Annotated in this window: 18 protein-coding genes and 1 pseudogene; 16 read left to right on the top strand and 3 right to left on the bottom strand. The window is 48.9% G+C overall.

Annotated features, from left to right (window positions below; translation table 11 throughout):
• Window positions 1-3: 3 nt before the first annotated feature.
• Both BN6628_RS21190 and BN6628_RS21185 read left to right on the top strand, forming a co-directional pair.
• The gene (locus BN6628_RS21190; protein ID WP_068620292.1) at window positions 4-423 is read left to right on the top strand and encodes a DUF1259 domain-containing protein; all 420 of its coding nucleotides are present in this window, start codon (window positions 4-6) and stop codon (window positions 421-423) included.
• A 258-nt stretch (window positions 424-681) separates the two neighbouring features.
• Window positions 682-2,310 carry a GMC family oxidoreductase gene (locus tag BN6628_RS21185; RefSeq protein WP_068620291.1) on the top strand — a complete coding sequence of 543 codons (1,629 nt, stop codon included), beginning with the start codon at window positions 682-684 and terminating at the stop codon, window positions 2,308-2,310.
• 116 nt (window positions 2,311-2,426) lie between these two features.
• Here the strand turns inward: BN6628_RS21185 and BN6628_RS21180 are convergent, their stop codons facing one another.
• Window positions 2,427-2,831, bottom strand: coding sequence for a VOC family protein (locus tag BN6628_RS21180; RefSeq protein WP_068620290.1), 405 nt, complete (start codon window positions 2,829-2,831; stop codon window positions 2,427-2,429).
• A 179-nt stretch (window positions 2,832-3,010) separates the two neighbouring features.
• Between BN6628_RS21180 and BN6628_RS21175 the strand changes: the two genes are divergently transcribed.
• From BN6628_RS21175 to BN6628_RS21140, 9 genes and pseudogenes are all read left to right on the top strand, one after another.
• Window positions 3,011-4,288: a bifunctional DedA family/phosphatase PAP2 family protein gene (locus BN6628_RS21175; RefSeq protein WP_068620289.1), complete on the top strand. Its 1,278-nt coding sequence runs from the start codon at window positions 3,011-3,013 to the stop codon at window positions 4,286-4,288.
• Window positions 4,289-4,489: 201 nt separating this feature from the next.
• Window positions 4,490-5,248, top strand: a complete 759-nt coding sequence (locus tag BN6628_RS21170; RefSeq protein ID WP_068620288.1) for an alpha/beta fold hydrolase — start codon at window positions 4,490-4,492, stop codon at window positions 5,246-5,248.
• A 3-nt stretch (window positions 5,249-5,251) separates the two neighbouring features.
• Entirely contained in the window at window positions 5,252-5,851 is a 600-nt protein-coding gene (locus tag BN6628_RS21165; protein ID WP_068620287.1) for a TetR/AcrR family transcriptional regulator, read from the top strand.
• A gap of 20 nt (window positions 5,852-5,871) precedes the next feature.
• A complete protein-coding gene (locus BN6628_RS21160) occupies window positions 5,872-6,576 on the top strand; it encodes an alpha/beta fold hydrolase (protein WP_187386182.1) in 705 nt (234 codons plus the stop codon).
• Window positions 6,577-6,969: 393 nt separating this feature from the next.
• Window positions 6,970-7,122: pseudogene (locus tag BN6628_RS26730) on the top strand (AraC family transcriptional regulator); the annotation flags it as partial.
• Window positions 7,123-7,281: 159 nt separating this feature from the next.
• A complete protein-coding gene (locus tag BN6628_RS21155) occupies window positions 7,282-7,620 on the top strand; it encodes a DUF1801 domain-containing protein (protein WP_068620285.1) in 339 nt (112 codons plus the stop codon).
• 25 nt (window positions 7,621-7,645) lie between these two features.
• On the top strand, window positions 7,646-7,963 hold the full coding sequence (locus BN6628_RS21150; protein WP_068620284.1) for an ArsR/SmtB family transcription factor: 318 nt from the start codon (window positions 7,646-7,648) through the stop codon (window positions 7,961-7,963).
• Window positions 7,964-7,996: 33 nt separating this feature from the next.
• Window positions 7,997-8,506, top strand: coding sequence for an SRPBCC family protein (locus BN6628_RS21145; RefSeq protein ID WP_068620283.1), 510 nt, complete (start codon window positions 7,997-7,999; stop codon window positions 8,504-8,506).
• 291 nt (window positions 8,507-8,797) lie between these two features.
• Window positions 8,798-11,551 carry an endo-beta-N-acetylglucosaminidase gene (locus BN6628_RS21140; protein WP_068620282.1) on the top strand — a complete coding sequence of 918 codons (2,754 nt, stop codon included), beginning with the start codon at window positions 8,798-8,800 and terminating at the stop codon, window positions 11,549-11,551.
• Window positions 11,552-11,678: 127 nt separating this feature from the next.
• Here the strand turns inward: BN6628_RS21140 and BN6628_RS21135 are convergent, their stop codons facing one another.
• Window positions 11,679-13,238, bottom strand: coding sequence for a histidine kinase N-terminal 7TM domain-containing diguanylate cyclase (locus BN6628_RS21135; protein ID WP_068620281.1), 1,560 nt, complete (start codon window positions 13,236-13,238; stop codon window positions 11,679-11,681).
• A 164-nt stretch (window positions 13,239-13,402) separates the two neighbouring features.
• Here BN6628_RS21135 and BN6628_RS21130 point away from each other — a divergent pair, with 164 nt between their 5' ends.
• Together BN6628_RS21130 and BN6628_RS21125 are read left to right on the top strand one after the other, a co-directional pair.
• Window positions 13,403-14,167 (top strand): SDR family oxidoreductase, encoded by a 765-nt coding sequence (locus tag BN6628_RS21130; protein ID WP_068620280.1) that lies wholly within the window; start codon window positions 13,403-13,405, stop codon window positions 14,165-14,167.
• A gap of 231 nt (window positions 14,168-14,398) precedes the next feature.
• Complete coding sequence (locus BN6628_RS21125; RefSeq protein ID WP_148449302.1) at window positions 14,399-15,085, top strand: DUF4097 domain-containing protein; 687 nt, start codon at window positions 14,399-14,401, stop codon at window positions 15,083-15,085.
• 147 nt (window positions 15,086-15,232) lie between these two features.
• On the opposite strand, the gene BN6628_RS21120 is transcribed toward BN6628_RS21125, so the two are convergent.
• Complete coding sequence (locus tag BN6628_RS21120; protein ID WP_068622530.1) at window positions 15,233-16,606, bottom strand: alkaline phosphatase; 1,374 nt, start codon at window positions 16,604-16,606, stop codon at window positions 15,233-15,235.
• Window positions 16,607-16,860: 254 nt separating this feature from the next.
• Here BN6628_RS21120 and BN6628_RS21115 point away from each other — a divergent pair, with 254 nt between their 5' ends.
• The 3 genes from BN6628_RS21115 to BN6628_RS21105 all read left to right on the top strand — a co-directional run bounded on the left by BN6628_RS21115 (window position 16,861) and on the right by BN6628_RS21105 (window position 20,496).
• The gene (locus tag BN6628_RS21115) at window positions 16,861-17,061 is read left to right on the top strand and encodes a copper ion binding protein (protein WP_068620278.1); all 201 of its coding nucleotides are present in this window, start codon (window positions 16,861-16,863) and stop codon (window positions 17,059-17,061) included.
• A gap of 27 nt (window positions 17,062-17,088) precedes the next feature.
• Complete coding sequence (locus BN6628_RS21110) at window positions 17,089-19,521, top strand: heavy metal translocating P-type ATPase (RefSeq protein WP_068620277.1); 2,433 nt, start codon at window positions 17,089-17,091, stop codon at window positions 19,519-19,521.
• A gap of 87 nt (window positions 19,522-19,608) precedes the next feature.
• Window positions 19,609-20,496 carry a hypothetical protein gene (locus BN6628_RS21105; protein ID WP_235847679.1) on the top strand — a complete coding sequence of 296 codons (888 nt, stop codon included), beginning with the start codon at window positions 19,609-19,611 and terminating at the stop codon, window positions 20,494-20,496.
• Window positions 20,497-20,623 lie beyond the last annotated feature (127 nt).

The raw sequence follows: 20,623 nt of genomic DNA, 5'->3' as shown, positions 1-20,623 counted from the left end.
CGTATGGCAGAAGTTAAAGCAAGTCCTCGCTTTAAAAAACTATGTAACCAATTTTCAACTATTTTAGGTGGAACGGAGCATGAAATTACAAAAGGTCCGGTTTGTTTTGTGTCCAGAAATCGGAGAATTAATGCAACGATTTTAGGAAGACGTACCACTTCTCCTTTGGTCCGCTACCAACTATTCTCATTCGAATCCCTGAACAGCTCAGGTCGTGCACTCTGTTTAGGAGAGACGGCTCTCTTCCAAGGTCAAGTAAACCGGCTGCTGACAAATCTTCGGAATAACGGGATTAAAGTAACGGCAGTTCATAATCACTGGTTGTTTGATAAACCGCGTCTGATGTATGTTCACTGGGAGTCGATCGATGATCCCATTGCATTTGCAAAGAAAGTCAAACGCTCCATTGCTTTCTTAGGCTAATTGTTTGTTAAGCGCAAGCACTTCATTCGCCGCAATGGAATCAATAGTAGATTAAAGAAGAGCACATAGTTAGTTGTATAATTTGATAGTACCTTGAGAGAAGCGGCCGTGGGAGGTCGCTTTTTCATGCTGATGTTATCCCCCAGCTGCAAATGACAACCGGTCCGCCAGAGGCGGATCTTTTTTGATTCCGCTCAGGAACTTAGGACAGGGAGAAGCAATATTCTGACAGTAGTCCATATAACAAGGGGAGCTTTGATGAATAGGAAATTGACCTTTGATTACATTGTCGTAGGAACAGGTCCGGCTGGTGCAGTCATCGCAAAATTACTTAGTGATAATAAACAATCATCGGTTCTTGTCTTGGAAGCCGGCGAGAACAACGATAAAGATAAACCGATTAGGGATTCTACATTTGCGCCTGAGTTGGAGGAACAATTTTTCCCCCAATACTTTTGGCAAGGGGAAGGCATTCCCCAAGAAGGACTGGATGAACGAGCATTTGAATGGACCACAGGACGGCTCTTAGGTGGGGGGTCTTCGATTAACGGGGAACAGTATGTACGGCCTACATCAGCTGTTTTTAGAGAATGGGAAAAGCTTTTGGGCCCGCTTTGGTCACCCAGACGGGCGATACGCCGGTTCAAGAGATTAGAAAAGTATAACGGTGAAACTAATAACCCAGGAGCACGGGGATTCCGTGGACGGATCGATATCAGGCAAGCTCCAGAACATCCAACGTCTATGGCTGAAAAGCTCACTGCGGCTATAGAGCAGGCAACAGGTTTTCCGGAGATTCTTGATTATAATGACCCTAAAACCTCTCTTGGTCCTTTTACCCGGTGGCAATTGTATCAAGATCCGAGCGGTCGCAGGGAGAATTCTTCAACGGCCTTTTTCTCCCCGGACATCATGACTCCTTCCGGTCGCGGTGTAAACGGCAGGCAGCTAAGAGTATTCTTTAAATCGACGGCTTTACGTGTGCTTTTTGCCAATAAGCGTGCTTCAGGAGTGGAATTCCTTAAGGAAGGGAAGCGCATGCGCGCCTACGCACGGAAAAAGGTCATTTTATCAGCAGGCATTAATAGCGCTCAACTGCTTATGCTGTCTGGAATCGGACCGGCTGCACTGCTGAAAAAAGCAGGTGTCCCTGTTATTTTTAATAATTCAAACGTAGGCCAGAGGTTGAGGAATCATACGCTTAACTTTGCGGTTTTCACAACCAATCCAAATGATAACGCCCTGCCTGCGAATGATCCGAATGCTCTTTATACAGGGGGCGCTTTTTTGCCTGATCCTACAGAGGCTAATGGAAACCGTCGGGCTGTTCAACTTATTGGCATTGGTTCTGGCAGCAATTTAACCTTGGCAATTCTGTACTTACGTCCCAAGAGCCGGGGCTTCATTAAAATCCAAAATAATGATCCACTAAAAATTGTGCTTGCTGATGAAGGATTTCTGGCCAACCCGGATGACATGGAGGCAGTAAAAAATATCTACAGAATTTATGTTAAAAACATAGCGGCAGAGCTCGCGTCCATCGACCCCTCGTACCAGCTTATTTCACCAACAACCGATACCATTGATGATGATTTGAAATTGGAGGAGTTTATTAAAGAGAACTTTGACCATAATCATCACCAGCAGGGTTCATTACGTATGGCCCCTTTAAATAGAGGAGGAGTTGTTGATCGAAGGGGGAACGTGCACGGGGTGAAGGATTTAATTGTTGCCGATGCTTCTATTATTCCATTTACGGTGGACGGTAATGTTTCAGCACCTGCATTCCTTATAGGTTATACAATTGCCAGGCAACTGCTATTATTGGATAAGAAAGATCCTAATCGCAATAGAAAAAGTCCCCGGCATGAGGGAAATGAAGAGTAAGCGAGTATTCCTATCCAAAAGAGTGCAAAAGCCCCGGCTTGGAATTCCTAATATTCCAAGTCGGGGCTTTTGCAGGGGCGAACACTATAGTCCGCTTAGTGCAGGGACACTGTCAGTCAAGGTCTGTCCTTGAATCGATCAAGCGCTTCCTTGGTGAACGGCGCGAAGAGGTTTACGAGGTTGCCGTCAGGGTCGCGTAACAGTGCAGAGCGATTTCCCCAGGGCATCGTGGTGGGTTCTTGCACCCACTCGTTTACAAATGGTTTCAGGCGTACATATTCGGCATCGACATCATTGACGCGAAACTCGATGATTACGCTGTGGTTGTCGGCGGCGCGTACGGAACCAGCGCCGAACAGCTGCACTGTCTGGGAGTGGCCGATCGCCAGAGTACAGGATGGCAGGACGAACTCAGCGAAGACTGGCGCGGGGCGCTCAGCCGAAACACCTGTGACTTGTTCATAGAACGTGACAAGTCGATCCAAGTCGTTAGTAATAATACGCACAGAAGCGAAATTCAAAAGAAATCATCCTTTCAATAATGACATGGTGAATACTTAAGGTTGATTCTGATTATACAAAGACACTCCTGACAACATTATGTCAGGAGTGTCTTTGTATCTTGTCGGCTTCCTCAAATCAAGGAAAGTGGATTTAATTTGGCAATAACGAACAAACTATTGGAAAAGGAGGGGAATTCATGGATATATTGACTTGGCTTGCACATTACGGATACGGACTGATCTTCATAGCCTTATTTCTTGAAATGCTTGCTTTACCCCTCCCAGGTGAAATGATGATGAGTTATACCGGACTGTTTGTTTTTGAAAGGAAATTAAACTGGCTGCTTAGTATCGTAACAGCGGGTGCCGGCGTATCAGCCGGCATAACCCTTTCTTACTGGGTCGGTTACCGGTTGGGTCAACCCTTCATAACGAAGTATGGTCATCGCATTCATATGAGTGAAGAGCAGCTGGCAAGGATGACGCTCTGGTTCGAAAAATTCGGAAACAAATTATTGTTTATCGCTTATTTCATTCCGGGGGTCCGGCATATCACCGGATATTTCTGTGGGATAACCCGCCTGCCATTTCGCAAATATGCCATGTATGCGTATCCCGGCGCAATCTTTTGGGTCAGTCTATTTATTTCGCTCGGTAGGGTGCTTGGGCCAAAATGGGAGATGTATCATAGTACGGTGAACCACTATATGCTCATCTTCGGGATTGCCTCTGCTTTGCTGACTATGGCGTTCTATATCTATAAGAGGTATAAGCAGCGGGTACTCGCATCCATTATGACGCTGCTTACCCAAGGGGTACAGCGTTTTCATTCGCTTGGTAAAGTCAGGTTTTTGGTTCTGGCTGCGTTTGCCGCGTTTGTTATGTTCGTTTCCCTGATGCTGGGACTCATTCAGGACTTTCTGGCCCATGAATTTAACCGATTTGATGAGGTTGCCACCTTTCTCGTTCTCACGGTATTTGGACCCCATTGGCAGGTTCCGATGATCTTTTTTGCCAAATTAGGCTCAATATATTTGTATGGACCTCTTATTGTTGTTTCAGCAGTATGGATTGCCCTTACAGCCCGCGAAAAACTGCTGGAGCTGTCATTTTTGCTTTGGGTGGTGATCGGAGGAGAGTTGCTTGATGAAGGGCTGCGTGTTCTATTTCACCGCCCAGGTCCGGTGGCAGCGGGGTATCAGTTATTTAATACCTTTCCCAGCAAAGAAACGCTCACATCGATTACCGTTTGCGGTTTTTCCGCTTTTTTGCTGCTGCGGCATTACGGCCAGAGGGTCATACGGTTCTTGGTTGCTGTTGTGGTTATTCTCATATGTCTGCTTGTTGGAGTAAGCCGGATTTATTTCCAGGTCCAATTTCCTAGCGATGTTGCTGCAGGATATGTATTTGGTGGAGTATGGGTCAGTTTGAACGTCATTTTACTCGAAATCCTGAGAAAACTCCAAGTAAGCTGAATGGTCAGGTAATTCGAAAACGGGCAATAAAGTTCCTGTTTTTTGTGAGACTGTTGACATCTGGGGACTTGAGGGTGCCCTTGGCAGCTTCCATCCAGTTTCCGCTTGTGGAGGGGGTCATTTTTGTATTGACTGTACGTTCAGTCATAAGTTAAACTACACTTGCAGATATTTAGTACGTAAAACGGGGAGGGACTTATCTTGGATCTTTTTTATGAAATTCAAGGAGAAGGCTTGCCGCTAGTCATGTTACACAGCCCTGGTGTTGATTCGAGGGAGTGGAAGTACGTAGCTCCAAGGTTAGCTCAAACCTACAAAGTAATTACGTTTGATGGCCGAGGAACCGGACACTCACCTGCTCCTCAGACACCGATAAATCTGGTGGAGGATCTGCGGATGCTGCTGGAGCACTTGGGATTAGAGCGGGTTACTCTTATCGGCCATTCTATGGGCGGTCAGGCGGTGACGGACTTTACGCTAACGTATCCTTCGATGGTGGAGCGGCTGGTTGTAGTAGCCCCTTGGTTAACGGGTTTTGTACCGTCCCCGGAATATACCGGGTGGATGGAGTCGGTGAATTCGGCTGCTCCAGATGTATCCCGGTTGGTGGAGCTATCCCTGGCTGGTCCCAATTACCGTATCACAATGGCTGGACCTCACCGGGATTTCCTTCGCGAAATGACCACCCAATACATGACAAGAGTATTTACCGAATGGAAGAGTTTTGAGGTCATCTGGCCTGAGCCGCCGGCAATTGAAAGGCTCGAGTCGATTGCAGTCAGGACGATGTTTATTCATGGTACCGTTGAATGGCCGGAAATGTTCAAGATTGCGGAGCAATTCAAGCGGATTCCTGCCATCCGGTTTGTTGAAATGGATAGGGCAGATCACATGCTTACTTTGACCCATGCAGATGAGCTCGCCAGGCATATTGATGATTTTATAGAAGGGAAAATTTGATTAATGCCAAGAACACGGGAAGAGAACGACCGAATTCGGCAAACCACCAAAGAGAATATTCGAAATGCGGCAATGGAGGTTTTTATCGAGCGGGGGTACCATGATGCTTCGATTGATGATATAGCCAAAAGAGCCGGTGTTTCCAAAGGATTGCTTTACAATTACTACAAGGGAAAAGAGGAGCTCTTAAACGAGATGGTTCTCTGCCGGGTCGATGAAATCACCCAAGTGATGCAGACAGCTGCCGCCCTAAGTTCCCCAGCTGAACAGTTGAAACACATCATTGAGGGTGCTCTTGATAATGTTGGGCAGCGGCCCAAGGTGTACCGGTTTTATTTACATTTACAGACACAGCCTGAAGAAGATCAAGTTCTGTCCAAATACAGCCAAATGCTCAATGAAGCGATGGCCGAACAATTTGAGGTGCAGTGCGGGATGTTTGCGGAGCTGGAGGGTGCGAATGCGCCATTAAAATCACTATACTTCTCGTCCACTCTGCACGGTACGATGCTAATGATGTCCATATATCCCGAGAAGTACCCTGTTGAGGAAATGAAAAAGCAAATCATTGAGCAGTTCTGTGTCCTATCATCTGAACGATAAGGAAGGGGAGAAGACGAATGCTGAAAATACAAGCAAAGCAAGTTATGCTGAATGGTCAGCTATTTCAATATCGGGAGACTGGAGAGGTGTCCGCACCACCGCTGATTTGTCTTCACGCTTTAAGCCGGAATGCCGCATCCTGGGATGAGGTTGCTGCTGTATTAGGTCAAAAATACAGGGTGCTGAGTCTGGATCAACGCGGGCACGGCGGCAGTGCAAGAGCAGGGTTGTACTCTTTTGAGCTCATGTGTGAGGATCTTCTCCTATTTACAGATGCCTTAGGGATAGAACAGTTTACATTGCTAGGACATTCTATGGGGGGAACCGTATCTTATCTCTTTGCGGAGAGGTATCCATCGAGAATAGAACGCTTGATCGTCGAGGATACACCGCCACCATATTTGGATACAAAGATTGAAATCCCTCCTGAGCCCTCTGAGCCTCTAACCTTTGATTGGACTGTGGTCCCTTCAATTCTGCAGCAGCTCAATGAACCTAATCCCAAATGGTGGGAGGATCTCCCTGAAATACTTGCACCCACACTCATTATTGGGGGCGGGGCTACCAGTCATGTACCCCAGGATAAATTGAGAGAGGTTTGTGATTTAATTCCGGCTTGTGAACTAGTGACCATAGAGGGTGCCGGACACGATGTTCATAGTTCTAAATTAGAGGCATTTTTGGAGGTCGTCAAAAAGTTTTTGAAGTTTGATGAAGCTATATAAAATGAACTTTAGAATTAACCGATCTCAGCAGAGAGACCGAGTGATTCTGAAGAAGCGGAGCGTCCGCCTTTGTCTCCCAAATGCTCCTACTTGGTTATCTATTTCAAGGATTTCGGAGACAACAGGGGTCGTAAGAACACTCGGCATCGCAGCGCTCAAGAAGTATAACCTTCATAAGTTCATTTGGTATAGATGACCTTATGAAGTGAAACCAATTAAAACACCTCCAAGAGAATGCAGCCATGTCATAAGATATGGAGACAACCTTGGAGGTGTTTTTCGCATGGGTAACAAGGGTTAGCTATCCGCAGATGTGAAGATTATTATATATCACAAGAAATATCATAAGAAAGATATGAATACCTCTTATAATTCCATCTAGGGGTGAGATTCATGAGTGAACAGGCACAGCGTATGGTTGATTGGATTGAAGACCATTTAAAGAATCATTTCTCATTAGACGAGTTGTCTAATTACATGGGATACTCGCCGTATTATTGTTCGTTTAAATTTCACCAAGTCACAGGCATAAGTATTAGGCGATACTAAAAAGTACTTCTGTATAGATTCCAGGTGAATAGACTGAGAATTTGCGGTGGACTTTCCGTGGATATTTTTGAAAATTCCCTTGAAGGAATATTCCTCGTGTGGTATATTATGGGCAGGAAGTAGATTGGTTTATTCTTACAATATTGGAGGGTGTATATGAGCCAAGAGGTTGTTTCTTTTATCGAGAACCTTAGTCAGCCGTGGCAGGTCGAAATGGGCAATAAGCTTCGGAATCTGGTTCACGAAGTGATTCCAGAGGTTGAAGAACGGATTCAGTATAAGAAGCCGCATTTCCTGAAGAATGGACATTATGCAGCTGTAATTTCACCATCAAAGGATGCGCTCGCCTTTATGATTATGAACGCTACCGGTCTGGAAGTTCCTAAAGAATTCGATGGCCCGCCGGAGAGGAAATGGCTGAAAATCCGGGAGGGGGACACGCCGGACTATGCCCTGCTGGCTAGTCTGTTAGAACAGGCTTCAAGTACGCTGTAAGTGTCATGAATCGGGGGAAGGGTAAATGAAACAGACAACTTTGAGTGCGCTCGCCGAACCCAGCCGACTGCAGATTGTTGAACTGCTAGGGCAGGGCCCCTTAACCGTAGGAGAAATTTCGGATTGCCTTAAGATCCGGCAGCCGCAGACGTCCAAGCATTTGAAGGTCCTGCATGAGGCCGGAATGGTAGAAGTTCAAGCAGAGGCGAACCGCCGTATTTATCATCTGCGACCGGAGCCGTTTCAAGAAATGGACGAATGGCTGGAGTCGTTCCGGTCTATGTGGGAAGAACGTTTTGACCGGCTTGCCGATTACTTGGAAGAATTGCAAAAGAAACCGTAGGATGAGTCTACCCTAATTCGAGGAGGATATGTTATGAGTGAGAACAAAGAGCAGCAAGGATTACTGTTGAGCCGTGTTTTTAAGGCGCCCCGGGAGCTGGTTTTTAAAGTTTGGACAGACCCTGCGCATTTCGGACAATGGTGGGGACCGAAGGGCTTTTCGCTTGAAGTGGTCAAAATGGAGGTACGCCCGGGAGGTATGTTTCTGGGCTGTCAGAAGTCTCCTGATGGAAGTCAAGTCATGTGGGGCAAGTTCGTTTATCAGGAAGTAACCGTTCCAGAGAAGCTTGTCTTCATTCAATCGTTCTCCGATGAACAGGGGAACACCGTACGAGCTCCGTTCAACCCTAACTGGCCGCTTGAAATTATAAATATCCTTACACTCGAAGAACACGACGGGCAGACTACGCTTACACTTCAAGGGGGTCCGCTGAACGCGTCCGATGAAGAACAGGCCGCATTCGATGGCATGGCTCCTATGGTTAAACAAGGATTTGGAGGAACGTTCGATCAGCTCGCAGAATACCTTGCAAGTCAGCTGTAATTGATCTATTAACTGCTGAGCTGCGAATCGTTAACAAACTTAGGATTAAGAAACAGCGCTTCCCGTTTAGGGTAAGCGCTGTTTTGGTCTATGAATTCTAGCAGTGGTTTTAGATTTTTCTATATTTTAAACAGGATATCTTTAATTTCGCCCTATTTGAAAATGCTTACATAAATTATCTTATTCATAACTGCTGGGGCTGCTCCAGAAGCACGGCAGATTTACCAAAGAGAAAAGGGGGCCGGACATAGGGTTAAGTAAATATTTGTGAAACCAGAAAGGAGACAGATTATGAAACTGCGCAGCGTTCATAGGCTCATCGCGGCAAGATCTACCGTCTTTGCTCTAACTTCAGCTATGCTTAGCTTCTCCTTCGCCCCAATGGCTCTCGCCGGAGATACCCTGCCTTATCAAGGGGAAAGTGCCAAGGGAGCCAATCAGCCGTATCAGCACGGGTATACCAGCTCTAATATTATGGAATGGACCCCGGAAAGCGATGTGTACGGGGATATGCTCCGTGCCCGGGTCCCACTCCAGAAACGGATTGGTGCATTCCCGGCCACACAGGCTAAGCCTGCATTGAGCCCGAAGACACAGAACTTTACCTTGAGCGGTGACTACGGCAATGCGTTTTTTGATAGCTATTCTTATACGAATGAATTTAGTGAGTACTTGTTCAACTTCTGGCAGTATACGGACTACTACGGATCTTGGCACGGGATGCCTACCGCAGAGGTGCCGGAGGAATTATATGATCCGAATAAGGACTGGACGGAGAAATGGTTTGAATTCGGGGTACTGAATATCCCTAACCCCGGGTACACGAATGCGGCTCACAAGAATGGCGTGCGTTCCATCGCCTGTATCTTTTTCTCGGATAACGACCGTGGGCCACAAACCTATAAGCAGCTGCTGGTGCAAGACAGTAAAGGAGAGTTCCTAGCCGCCAAAAAACTGGTGGAGATGGCGCGATACTACGGGTATGACGGTTACTTCTTCAACCAGGAGGAAGCCGCCAAAGGCGTTGCTCCCGAGGATATTTCAAGGTATAAGCAGTTTATGAAGTACTTGACCGACCAAGGGATGTATGTTCAGTGGTACGACTCTATCTTGGACTCCACTGGAAAAATTGCATATCAGAATGAGTTCAATGCAAACAACAGCCCATTTGTAAAAGATCCAAAGTTTGGTCAGGTATCCGACTCCATATTCCTGAATTACTGGTGGAACAAGAGCAAGCTCCAACAGTCCAGCGAGCACGCCAAGAGCCTGGGACTTGATTCGCTTAAGACTGTCTTTGCTGGAGTTGAGGGCGGTAACGGGGATTTTGGGCGATGGAAGCAGAAATATGATCTCCGCCTGAATCTGGATGATCAGGGCCAGCCGATGAACAGTATTGCGACTCTGGGGGCGGATTTCACCCACCATGCTCTGGATGAGGATATGGGCGGAACCGACATGAACCGCAGAGCTGATGACAACTACCAATGGATGACCTTTGTCCGGGACCGTGCCTGGTGGTCAGGGCCTAACCAGGACCCTTCCCGTGCGGAGCGCAATGCGAACGTCGATCTTTCGGATGTTAAAGCCTCCGGAGCGAACTGGGATGGCATAGCCGCGTACATAACGGAACGCTCGGTTATCCAGGGCAGCCAGTTCGGCACTAATTTCAATACTGGTCATGGACTGGAGTACTACGTGAATGGCTCTGTCTCGAATGGCAAGGAATGGTCCAATATTAATATCCAGGATGTTCCGGTCACCTGGCAGTGGTGGTGGGATAACAAGGGCGGCAAGCTGACCGCTGATTTTGACTATGGCAGCAAATACAACAAAGGGGAACGTTATACCTATCAGCCTGTCGGAGGGTATAACGGTGGCAGTTCTTTGGTCGTCAACGGCAAGCTGGACGCGGATAACTTCCTGCGCCTATATAAAACTGAGCTGTCCGTCGCCAAAGATTCCAAGCTGTCCATCACCTATAACAAGAGTTCAGCCAGTGACAAATCGTCTATGAACGTGGGGCTTATCTTTAAGGATCACCCTGACAAGATCGTGAAAGTGAAAATTCCAAATTCAGGCGACAAAACAAAGGGCTGGACCACCCAGTTGCTTGATTTGAAGCCGTATAAAGACAGAACCATTGCAGCCATTGGCCTGAGCTTTGAGAAGGGGCCTAAAATCGTGGACAACTACCAAATGAACATTGGGCAGATCAAGCTTACAGATGGCTCCGAAGACCGGCCAGAGACGCCGACTGGCTTCAAGCTGACCAAGGTGCTTACGGATACCAAGGAAATGATGGTTTCCTGGGATATCCAGGATTACTCCAAGGTGAAGCAGTATAATCTTTATGAGAATGGTTCCTATATTGGCGGGATCTATGATTCTGTATTTTATATCAAGTCTCTGAACAAACCTGCGGGCGAGCTCACACTTACGGCGGTTGGAGCGGACGGAACGGAAAGTGCGCCGGCTAAGCTGAACTATGATCTAAACAGCACCGTCAGTCATATTTCTGTCAAACCTAACAGCAATGGGGAAGCCACCGTATCCTGGAGCAACCCTGCTGCGGCTCCGTCTGTACCTTTAGCGATAACATTGACTACAGAGTATACAGACAATCCATTTACGAAGACAATAACGGCGGCGAGCGGGGACGGATCTGTCTTGCTGACCGGACTTCCTGTGAATGGGGACCGGTATACTCTTACCCTTTCTGCGAGCGGGAAGACTCCTGTGACTTATCGTGGCCGCCTGGCCGACAAACAGGTGGAGGCTTACCCCAAAGAGATGGTGACTGTAAAAGGCAACACTTATACGCTGGCTCTTCCAACTCTGAAGGATTGGCATTACCTCTATGTCTATGAGGATAATGTTCCATTGGAATTTGGTGTCACCTACGTGCCGAAGAAATTCCCTTACATTTTAAGAGGAAGAACCAAGCTGGGAGAACTCACGTTTACCCCGTCTTCCACTACAAGCAAGCTTAAGCTTGTGATTGAGGATTACGCAGGTAACCAGGCAGCTACTTACCTGAGATAGCACCGTTTAAGAGAGCACGGCCAATGGCTGTGCTCTCTTGTTTCAGTAAGCTGCATTTCTGACCGCCTTCTCAGGGCGGAATCTCGCTGAGGCGGAAGCTGTAAATATAAATCCTCCCGGCACAAGCTCACGGCTGAGCCAGGCTGAACAGGCTCACCGCATTGCGGCCGGCTCTTTTCGAGGTGTACAGGGCCTCATCCGCGTCCCGCAACAGGGCTTCCAGCGGTTGATCCGCTCGGGCTGACTGAGCCACACCAAAGCTGGCGCTGAGCCTGATGCAGGTGCCGCCCGCCATGAAGGGGGCCGCTTCTAGAGCAGACCTGATGCTCTCTGCGAGTGCTCCGGCTTGGTCCGTTCCTGCTCCCGGGAGGCTCAGAACAAACTCCTCTCCACCATACCTTGCGAACAGGATGTCAGCAGACAGCTGCTGGGTGCATACGTTTACGACATGACGCAGGGCTTCATCCCCAGTATCGTGACCGTACGTATCATTGATCTGTTTGAAGTGATCGATGTCGAACAGGATCAGTGACAGCGGCGTGCCCTCGGCCTGGGCGCTCTGAAGCTGCCCTTTGCATTGATAGATGAAATGCGTCCTATTGAAAATGCCAGTCAAGCCATCGTAAAAGGCAAGCCGCTTCAGCTGCTCCTCAAGCTGCTTCTGGGGGGTGATATCCACCAGCATCAGCAGCTTGCCGGCTTCTTCCTTGTCCCGCCGCCGGATGACGGAGCAGCGGATCTGGAAGTAGTGGGCGGCACCGGCCGTGTCCCACTTCATTTCCTCCTCCGCACCATCCATCCGGCAGCTGACCGGGAAGGGTTCCCCGGTCAGTTGCTGCCAGACGGTGTCCAGGGATTGCCCCAGCATGGAGGGATGAATTCCAGGCACCATCTTACCAATGACCTGGTTATATTCGATGAGCCTGTCCGAGGCGTCGAGGACAATGACACCGTCGCGCATGCTCTCAAAGATTCTTTCTTTGGCAATGGGGATGATGGTCAGCATTCGGGCTGAAATCATGGCCCAGATATATAGACCTGAAGTGACACACATAATGATCGGCACGGGGTCCATTCCATCAGGTGTAACCCCAATCAAATACAGAAATGCGCCCGTCATCGGCAGCAGTTGGCCGCATATCAGAATGAGAAGCTGTTTGCGGTAGACCTTGCCGGTACCGTTCCACTGGCTCATCAGCAGCAGTGTCCCGGCAAGCAGGCTGCCGAACGTATAGGCTCCATGTACGATGTACCATCTGCCGATGACCACATCCGCCATAGGCGTAGGCGTGTCGGCACGCAAATAGATGGATTTATAGAACCAATGGTGAAGATCATTGGTGGCGACCATAATCAGGGTTATGACCGGAATGACAAACATAAGCGCGGCAGTAGCCCTTGGCACCCTTCGGCCGATGTAACGGAAGATCAGCAGCAGATTAAGAACAGGCACAAAAGGCATACCGATATACTCTACCGTCGTCCAGCCCTTGATTTCTGCAAGCGAGCTGCTGGCCAGCTCAAAGGCAAACGCAAAGATATATATCGCGGAAGCGATGGTGGACCAGATGAACGTGCGTGAACCGGGAATTTCATTCCGTTTGGTGAACGTATACAGCGTGAGGAAGACACTGAGTACGCCTGAAGTAGTTACCAGCGTGATATAAGTTGTAATTTGAGAATTCATAGTATAGGGAGCATCCGCCTTATCCGGTAGAATGATGACTTCATTTTACCTCAAGGTGCAGGGAATGAGTACGGGAAGTTTTCACCCGAATTAGACAGCAACATTACGAAGTTTAACCCATGCTATATTTCTAGTGATTAAATCACTATAAGGAGATGGAATACATGGGAAAACTTCAGAATAAAGTTGCGCTCGTTACCGGGGCAAGCCGGGGGATCGGACGCGCTGTGGCGTCGCGGCTGGCACAGGAAGGGGCCCTTGTGGCTGTGCATTTTGGCAGGAATCGGGAAGCGGCAGATGAGGTGGTCCGCAGCATTGAACAAAGCGGGGGAAGGGCGTTCTCGCTCGGTGTGGAATTCCGCACACTGGCAAGCATACATGAGCTGTACGAGAAGCTTGATGCGGTTTTGAAGGAGAGGACAGGGGACAACCGGCTGGATATTCTGGTGAATAACGCAGGGATTGCCCGGCCGGGAACGATTCAGAATACGGTGGAGGAAGACTTTGATACACTCATGAATATTAATGTGAAAATGCCCTACTTCCTCGTTCAGCAGGCTCTGCCCAGGCTGCGGGATGACGGCCGCATCATTAACATGTCTTCGGCTGTAACCAGAATCTCTCTGCCGGAGATTCCTGCCTATACGATGACCAAAGGCGCCATTAATGCGCTGACCTTGAGTTTATCCTCTGAACTGGGTGCACGGGGAATCACGATCAACGCTATACAGCCCGGCTTTGTGGCTACGGAAATGAATGCTCCAACACTGAATGACCCGGTTGGCCATGAGACCGTAGCTGGTCTCTCTGTCTTCCGCAGATGGGGCCAGCCGGAGGATATTGCGGACATCGCTGCTTTCCTGGCCTCGCCAGACAGCCGCTGGGTAACCGGGCAGCTGCTTGACGCGAGCGGAGGTACCCATCTGTAGTCATCAGCCGCTTTATACCCGGAGCACCCGGCGGAATGCAGGCCGCACAGATGATTCAATATAACGAGTTTCCAATATTTTGAAATTAAATCCCTCATTGTGGACAGAGAAGAAACGCTCTACTCTGTTTGTTATGAGGTTTTTTTGACTGCATAATATGGATCTCTTTTGATGCTTTTCCTTGGGAAAAGTGATGATTTAGGATGATTAACGAAGGGAGTTATACATAAAGTGACACGGATCAGACGGTATCTAGGTTTTGCATTATTTGGAGTGATTTCTGTGACCAGTGTGCTGTCAATGGCTGGCAGAACAGACGCGCAGGATGTGGGCAGACGGACGCCAGGGTCTGGTGGGATTAACGAGATTAAGCTGGTGGCTAACCATTGTAATGTGAACTTTGAAAGTTCGAAAAACGGCAAGCTCGAATATGACTATGACGGTTCCAAATTTCAGGTAACATCCAAGGTCAACGGGTCTGTAATAACAATCAGCACCAAGGGCAAAGACCAGACCGAAAACAGCAGTCTGAAGGATAGAATTATTATTAGGCTGCCGAAAGATACTTACAAGACGATATCGGTTAACGCCAATCATGCTGGCGTAAGTCTGCCTAAGATGAATGTGAATTATAATCTAGAGAGCAAAGAGGGAGCCTTATCGGTATCTGTGCCTAACGGATATAGTAAAACTCTCAACTATAAATTAACTAACAGTGCAGGCTCGATTGACTTTAATTCGAAGGCCAATCATTTCAAACTGCAGCTGACAGCTGATGGAAGTGCAGTTTCTGTTCCCAAAGGCTGGCCAAGCTTCCACTTCGGCTCAACGTATAAATATAAAAAGGGCAAAGGGACCGGGACTATTAACATTCAAGCAAAAGACAGCTCTTTTGCTATTACTCAGGCTAACAAATAACTGAAACAGCGTTCGCAGCAGTACTAGAATCAACCCATTGATGGACCGGAATTATGCAGCCGGTTTACTTATATGACTTACAGCTAGGAACAAGCAAGAGCACCCTCAGTTCATCTGACTGGGGGTGCTCCCGCTTGTAGTGGCTAATTATTTTTTGCCGTTCTTAAGAATTTGGAAGATAATTTTTGCATTGTCCGTATTATCAATCAGTCCAGCGAATTTCTCCTTGCCTGGCCCGTATGCATAGACCGGCACGTCCTCGCCGGTATGTCCTCCAGTGGTCCAGCCTGTATTCGTACGAACATCAAAAATCTTCTCAATCGCGTTGTCGATTGCAGTAGCATCCTTCTCCTTCTTGGCTTCCGCGTCCTTCACGGACTGAATTTCCTCAGGAGTCAGGGTTAAGGTAATATACTTCTTCAGGGTGGCTTCCACATCGGCGCCACCGAAAATTTCCGTAGCGATGAAATCCGGCGTCCGCTTGGCGGCTTTGATCGGGGCTGGATCGAAGTTGTATTTGCCGTTAGCCGCAACCGAGAGACCGCCTGTGGAATGGTCAGCGGTTGCTACAACGAGAGTGTGCCCGTCCTTCTTGGCAAAATCGATGGCAGCCTTGAAGGCTTTCTCGAAATCCGCCATTTCGCTCATGGAGCCTACAATATCATTGTCGTGGCCAGCCCAGTCAATCTGGCTGCCTTCCACCATAAGGAAGAAACCGTTCTTGTTCGTGTTTAAGCGGGAAATCGCCGTATTGGTCATCTCTTCAAGTGAAGGAGTCTGGTTGGTGCGGTCAATCGCTTTGTCCAGACCGCCGGACGCGAACAGGCCGAGAATCTGCTTGTTTTTGTCTTTAAGCAGATCATCGCGGTTCGTGACATAGCTGTAGCCGTCTTTTTTGAACAGGTCAGTCAGGTTCTTGTCTTTGCGTACGAAGTTGCTCATCCCGCCGCCAAGCAGAACATCGACCTTGTGCTTGCCGTTAATTTTCTCGTTGTAATAATCATCCGCAATAGCGTCCATATTCTTGCGGCTGATATCGTGAGCACCAAAAGCGGCAGGTGTCGCGTGAGTAATCTCCGAGGTTGCCACAAGTCCTGTAGATTTGCCCGCTCGCTTGGCTTCTTCCAGAACGGTCTTCACCTCAGTATGGTCATTGTCTACAGCGATCGCGGCATTGTAGGTCTTGACCCCAGCTGACATGGCCGTAGCAGCAGAGGCAGAATCCGTTACGTTCTCTTTCTCATCCTCCGGATAAGTCATTTGGTTGCCAACCAGATATTTGTCAAATTCGGTTCTCTCCATAATAGGAGTAGCCGGGTTGTCTTTCAAATAACGGTAAGCGGTTGTATAGGAGACGCCCATGCCGTCCCCGATAAGGAAGATCACATTGCGGATTTCATTGTTGTCCTTCTTAGGTGTGGCTGCTGGAGCTGAGCTGACAACTCCTCCTGATAACGCTGCAGTCACTGCCAGAGAAGTGAGGAGTGCAGTAGGGATGATTTTCTTGGATAGTTTGTTAATCATTATTGACCTCCTTAGAATAAGTGCTTATGAGACTTCCACCCGAATACTGGTCGTCACACCCATAAGGGTAGTCTTCAAATATAAGAGGAAGGTCATCTTTTCGTAAAAGTATTGTAAAGTTTGGGCTTGGTGGGAAATGAAGAGAGGGAAGCTGATGAAAAAATTGGGATTTGTCTGTTGACTTTTATACCATAGGGGGGTATAGTATAAATGAAATCAAGAGATAACCCATTCTGAAGGAGGAACTATAAATGAATAAAGTTACGTTACAAGTTGAGGGCATGTCCTGTGGACATTGCGTAAATTCGGTTGAGAAGGCTCTGCGTGAGGCGGGGGCATCAGGCAAGGTGAATCTGGCCGCGAAGTCGGTTGAAGTGGAATATAATGAGGCTGAAATTTCATTGGAAACGTTGAAGGAAGCTATTGAGGATCAGGGGTACGAGGTTAAATAATCGCCTAGGAGACAGGAGTGGATCGGCATGGACGGGACGAAGGAATTGGGACAGGAGCAGGCTGTTCTTCAGATCACCGGAATGACCTGTGCGGCGTGTGCCAACCGGATTGAGAAAGGACTTGGCAAGTTGGAGGGGGTCTCTGAAGCGAATGTGAATTTTGCTTTGGAAAAGGCTTCTGTGACCTATAATCCAGCTGTAGTAGACGCGGCGAAGCTTGAGCAGAAGATTGAAGCTCTTGGTTATGGAACGGTTAAGGAGACGGTTGATTTCCAAATTACCGGAATGACCTGCGCCGCGTGTGCAACACGGATTGAGAAGGGCTTGAGCAAGATGAGCGGTGTGAAGAGGGCTTCAGTGAATTTAGCACTTGAGACCGCTCAGGTTGAATTCTCGCCCGGGGAGGTTTCAGTCCAGGACTTGATCAATAAGGTGGAGAAGATCGGTTACAACGCTTCGCTGAAGACAGAGAAGAAGGATGAAGGGGATCACCGTCAGAAAGAGATTGTCAGACAGAAGCGAAAGCTGATTGCCTCGGCAATCCTGTCGTTCCCGCTTCTCTGGGCGATGGTAAGCCACTTCTCGTTTACTTCCTTCATCTGGCTGCCTGAGCTGTTCATGAATCCTTGGTTCCAGCTTGTTCTTGCCGCACCGGTTCAGTTCATTATAGGGGCCCAGTTCTATAAGGGAGCTTATAAGGCGCTGCGCAATGGCAGCGCCAATATGGATGTGCTTGTGGCTCTGGGAACTTCAGCGGCATTCTTCTACAGCTTGTACCTGTCAATTCAAAGCTTAAATGCTCATGGACATTCCGAAGTGCAGCTGTACTACGAAACCAGCAGTGTACTGATTACTTTGATTCTGCTCGGCAAGCTGTTTGAGGCGCTTGCCAAGGGAAGGTCTTCAGAAGCCATTAAGACCCTGATGGGTCTTCAGGCCAAGACCGCTCTGGTTGTACGAGGGGAACAAGAGCTTTCTGTTCCGATTGAGGAAGTTGTGGTTGGAGATATTGTTATTGTAAAGCCGGGAGAGAAAGTACCTGTGGACGGCGTGGTTACAGAAGGGGTATCTTCGGTTGATGAATCCATGCTGACCGGTGAGAGTCTTCCGGTGGAGAAGCGTGCGGACAGCCCGGTATTCGGGGCAACCATCAATAAGAACGGGGTGCTCAGAGTCCGTGCGACCAAGGTCGGCCGCGAGACGGCACTATCCCAGATTATCCGGGTTGTAGAAGAGGCACAGGGGTCAAAAGCTCCGATTCAGCGTGTAGCAGATGTCATCTCGGGAATTTTTGTCCCTATTGTGGTGGGAATTGCCGTGGTCACCTTCCTGGTATGGTATTTTGCCGTGGAACCAGGCAACTTCTCAAGCGCCCTTGAGAAAGCTATCGCCGTGCTCGTTATCGCCTGCCCTTGTGCCCTCGGGTTGGCTACGCCTACCTCCATTATGGCAGGTTCGGGGCGCGCCGCAGAGCTAGGCATTCTGTTCAAAGGCGGGGAGCATCTGGAGGCTACCCACCAGATTCAGACCATTGTACTGGATAAAACCGGCACAGTGACCAAAGGTACGCCAGAGCTTACCGATGTGATTGTTGCAGCTGGCAGGTATACCGGGCAGCAGCTGCTGCCATGGGTAGGCGCTGCGGAGAAGAATTCGGAGCATCCGCTGGCGGAAGCGATCGTGCAAGGCATCCGTGCCAAGGGTATAGAGCTGCCTGCAGCAGAAGAATTTGAAGCCATCCCAGGGTACGGCATCCGTGCTGTCGTTCAGGGCCAAGAGCTGCTGATTGGTACACGGAAGCTGCTGGCTAAGTATGACATTGCCGCACAGATGGCCTATGAGGAAATGAGCAGGCTGGAAGCAGCGGGCAAGACCGCAATGCTAGTGGCGGTGAACGGGGAGTATGCCGGGATTGTAGCCGTAGCCGATACGATTAAGGAGACGTCCAAAGAAGCCGTTGCGCGGATGAAGGCTCTTGGCCTTGAGGTCGTTATGATCACGGGAGACAACGAGCGTACCGCTCAGGCGATTGCTGCTCAAGTCGGAATTGACCGTGTGCTGGCTGAAGTACTTCCGGAGGGCAAAGCTGCCGAAGTGAAGGCACTTCAGGAGAGCGGCCGCAAGGTGGCTATGGTTGGAGACGGTATTAATGACGCACCCGCCTTGGCCACAGCTGATATCGGAATGGCCATTGGCACAGGGACCGATGTGGCGATGGAAGCGGCGGATGTGACCCTGATGCGGGGAGACCTTAACAGCATTCCAGATGCGGTATACATGAGTAAGAAGACCATGCTGAACATCAAGCAAAATCTGTTCTGGGCACTGGCCTATAATGTTATCGGCATTCCGGTAGCCGCACTTGGCTTCCTGGCTCCATGGCTAGCTGGGGCAGCTATGGCACTGAGCTCGGTATCGGTCGTCCTCAATGCGCTTCGTCTGCAAAAGGTGAAATTGTAAGTTTCCCTAAATCGTCATAAATGGAATGTAAAGGAGTGTGGTGTTGAACTGAACGCCTTAACCGTTAGGGCGTTCAGTTCCTATATTATGAACATGAACAAGCTAATCATTGTAATGCTCTCGGCCGCTCTCCTATTGGCTGCCTGCGGGAAAGCGGAGAGCCGGCAGCATGATGGGCAGCAGGCAACACCGGCAGGAAGCCATGCGGATGATAGCCAGAAGGCAGAGGGGGGACATGATATGGAGCACGGAGAACACAAGGAGTCCGGTATTGGGGAACAGTCTGCTAACATCGAAGTGGATTGGAGGTTCTCCCCGGAGCAGCCTCAAGCCAGCACCAATGCCGTGGTTTCTCTTAAGGTTATGGATGGACAGGGCAAGCCTATCCAAAGCTTTGATCTGAATCATGAGAAGAAGATGCATCTGATTATGGTAAGCAAAGATTTGTCTTACTTCGACCACATTCATCCTGAGTACAAGGGCGACGGCCAGTTCGAAGTAGAGACCTCCTTCCCGGCAGGGGGAGATTACAAGCTGGTTGCAGATTTTATCCCGACAGGCCAGTCTGCTGCAACCATAACTACATGGGTTAAAGTACAGGGTAAAGCGTTCCCGCAGGCCGCCATAACGCCTGATTCCAAGCTGGAGAAGACCGTGGACGGCTATACCGCAGTTCTCTCGGCTGATTCCCTGAAAGCGGGCTCGGAGTCGATGCTGACTTTCCGGATCTCAGACGCTGCCTCGGCCAAACCGGTGGATGATCTGGAACCGTACTTGGGAGCAGTAGGACATGTGGTCATCATGAGTGAGGATACGGAGCAGTATTTTCATGTGCATCCGATGAACGAATCGTCGACCGGACCAGCTGCCCAGTTCATGACTACCTTCCCGAAGGCAGGAGTATATAAAATATGGGGACAGTTCCAGCATCAAGGTAAAGTGTTCGTGGTTCCTTTTGTAGTAAAGGTATCCTAACAAGTAAACCAACAACTCAAGCCCGAAGCAGAACACTGCTTCGGGCTTTGCTGTGCATGGCGCAGCAGGGCGGAGGATGGCCGGGCAGAACATTTGACGGGGGAATGCGTCTAGAATATAGAACTGA

The organism is Paenibacillus tuaregi (genome assembly GCF_900086655.1).
In the GTDB taxonomy this organism is placed as follows: Bacteria; Bacillota; Bacilli; order Paenibacillales; family Paenibacillaceae; genus Fontibacillus; species Fontibacillus tuaregi.
The sequence above is the reverse complement of the archived record's forward strand: the minus strand, read 5'-3'. Positions and strand labels throughout refer to the sequence as shown.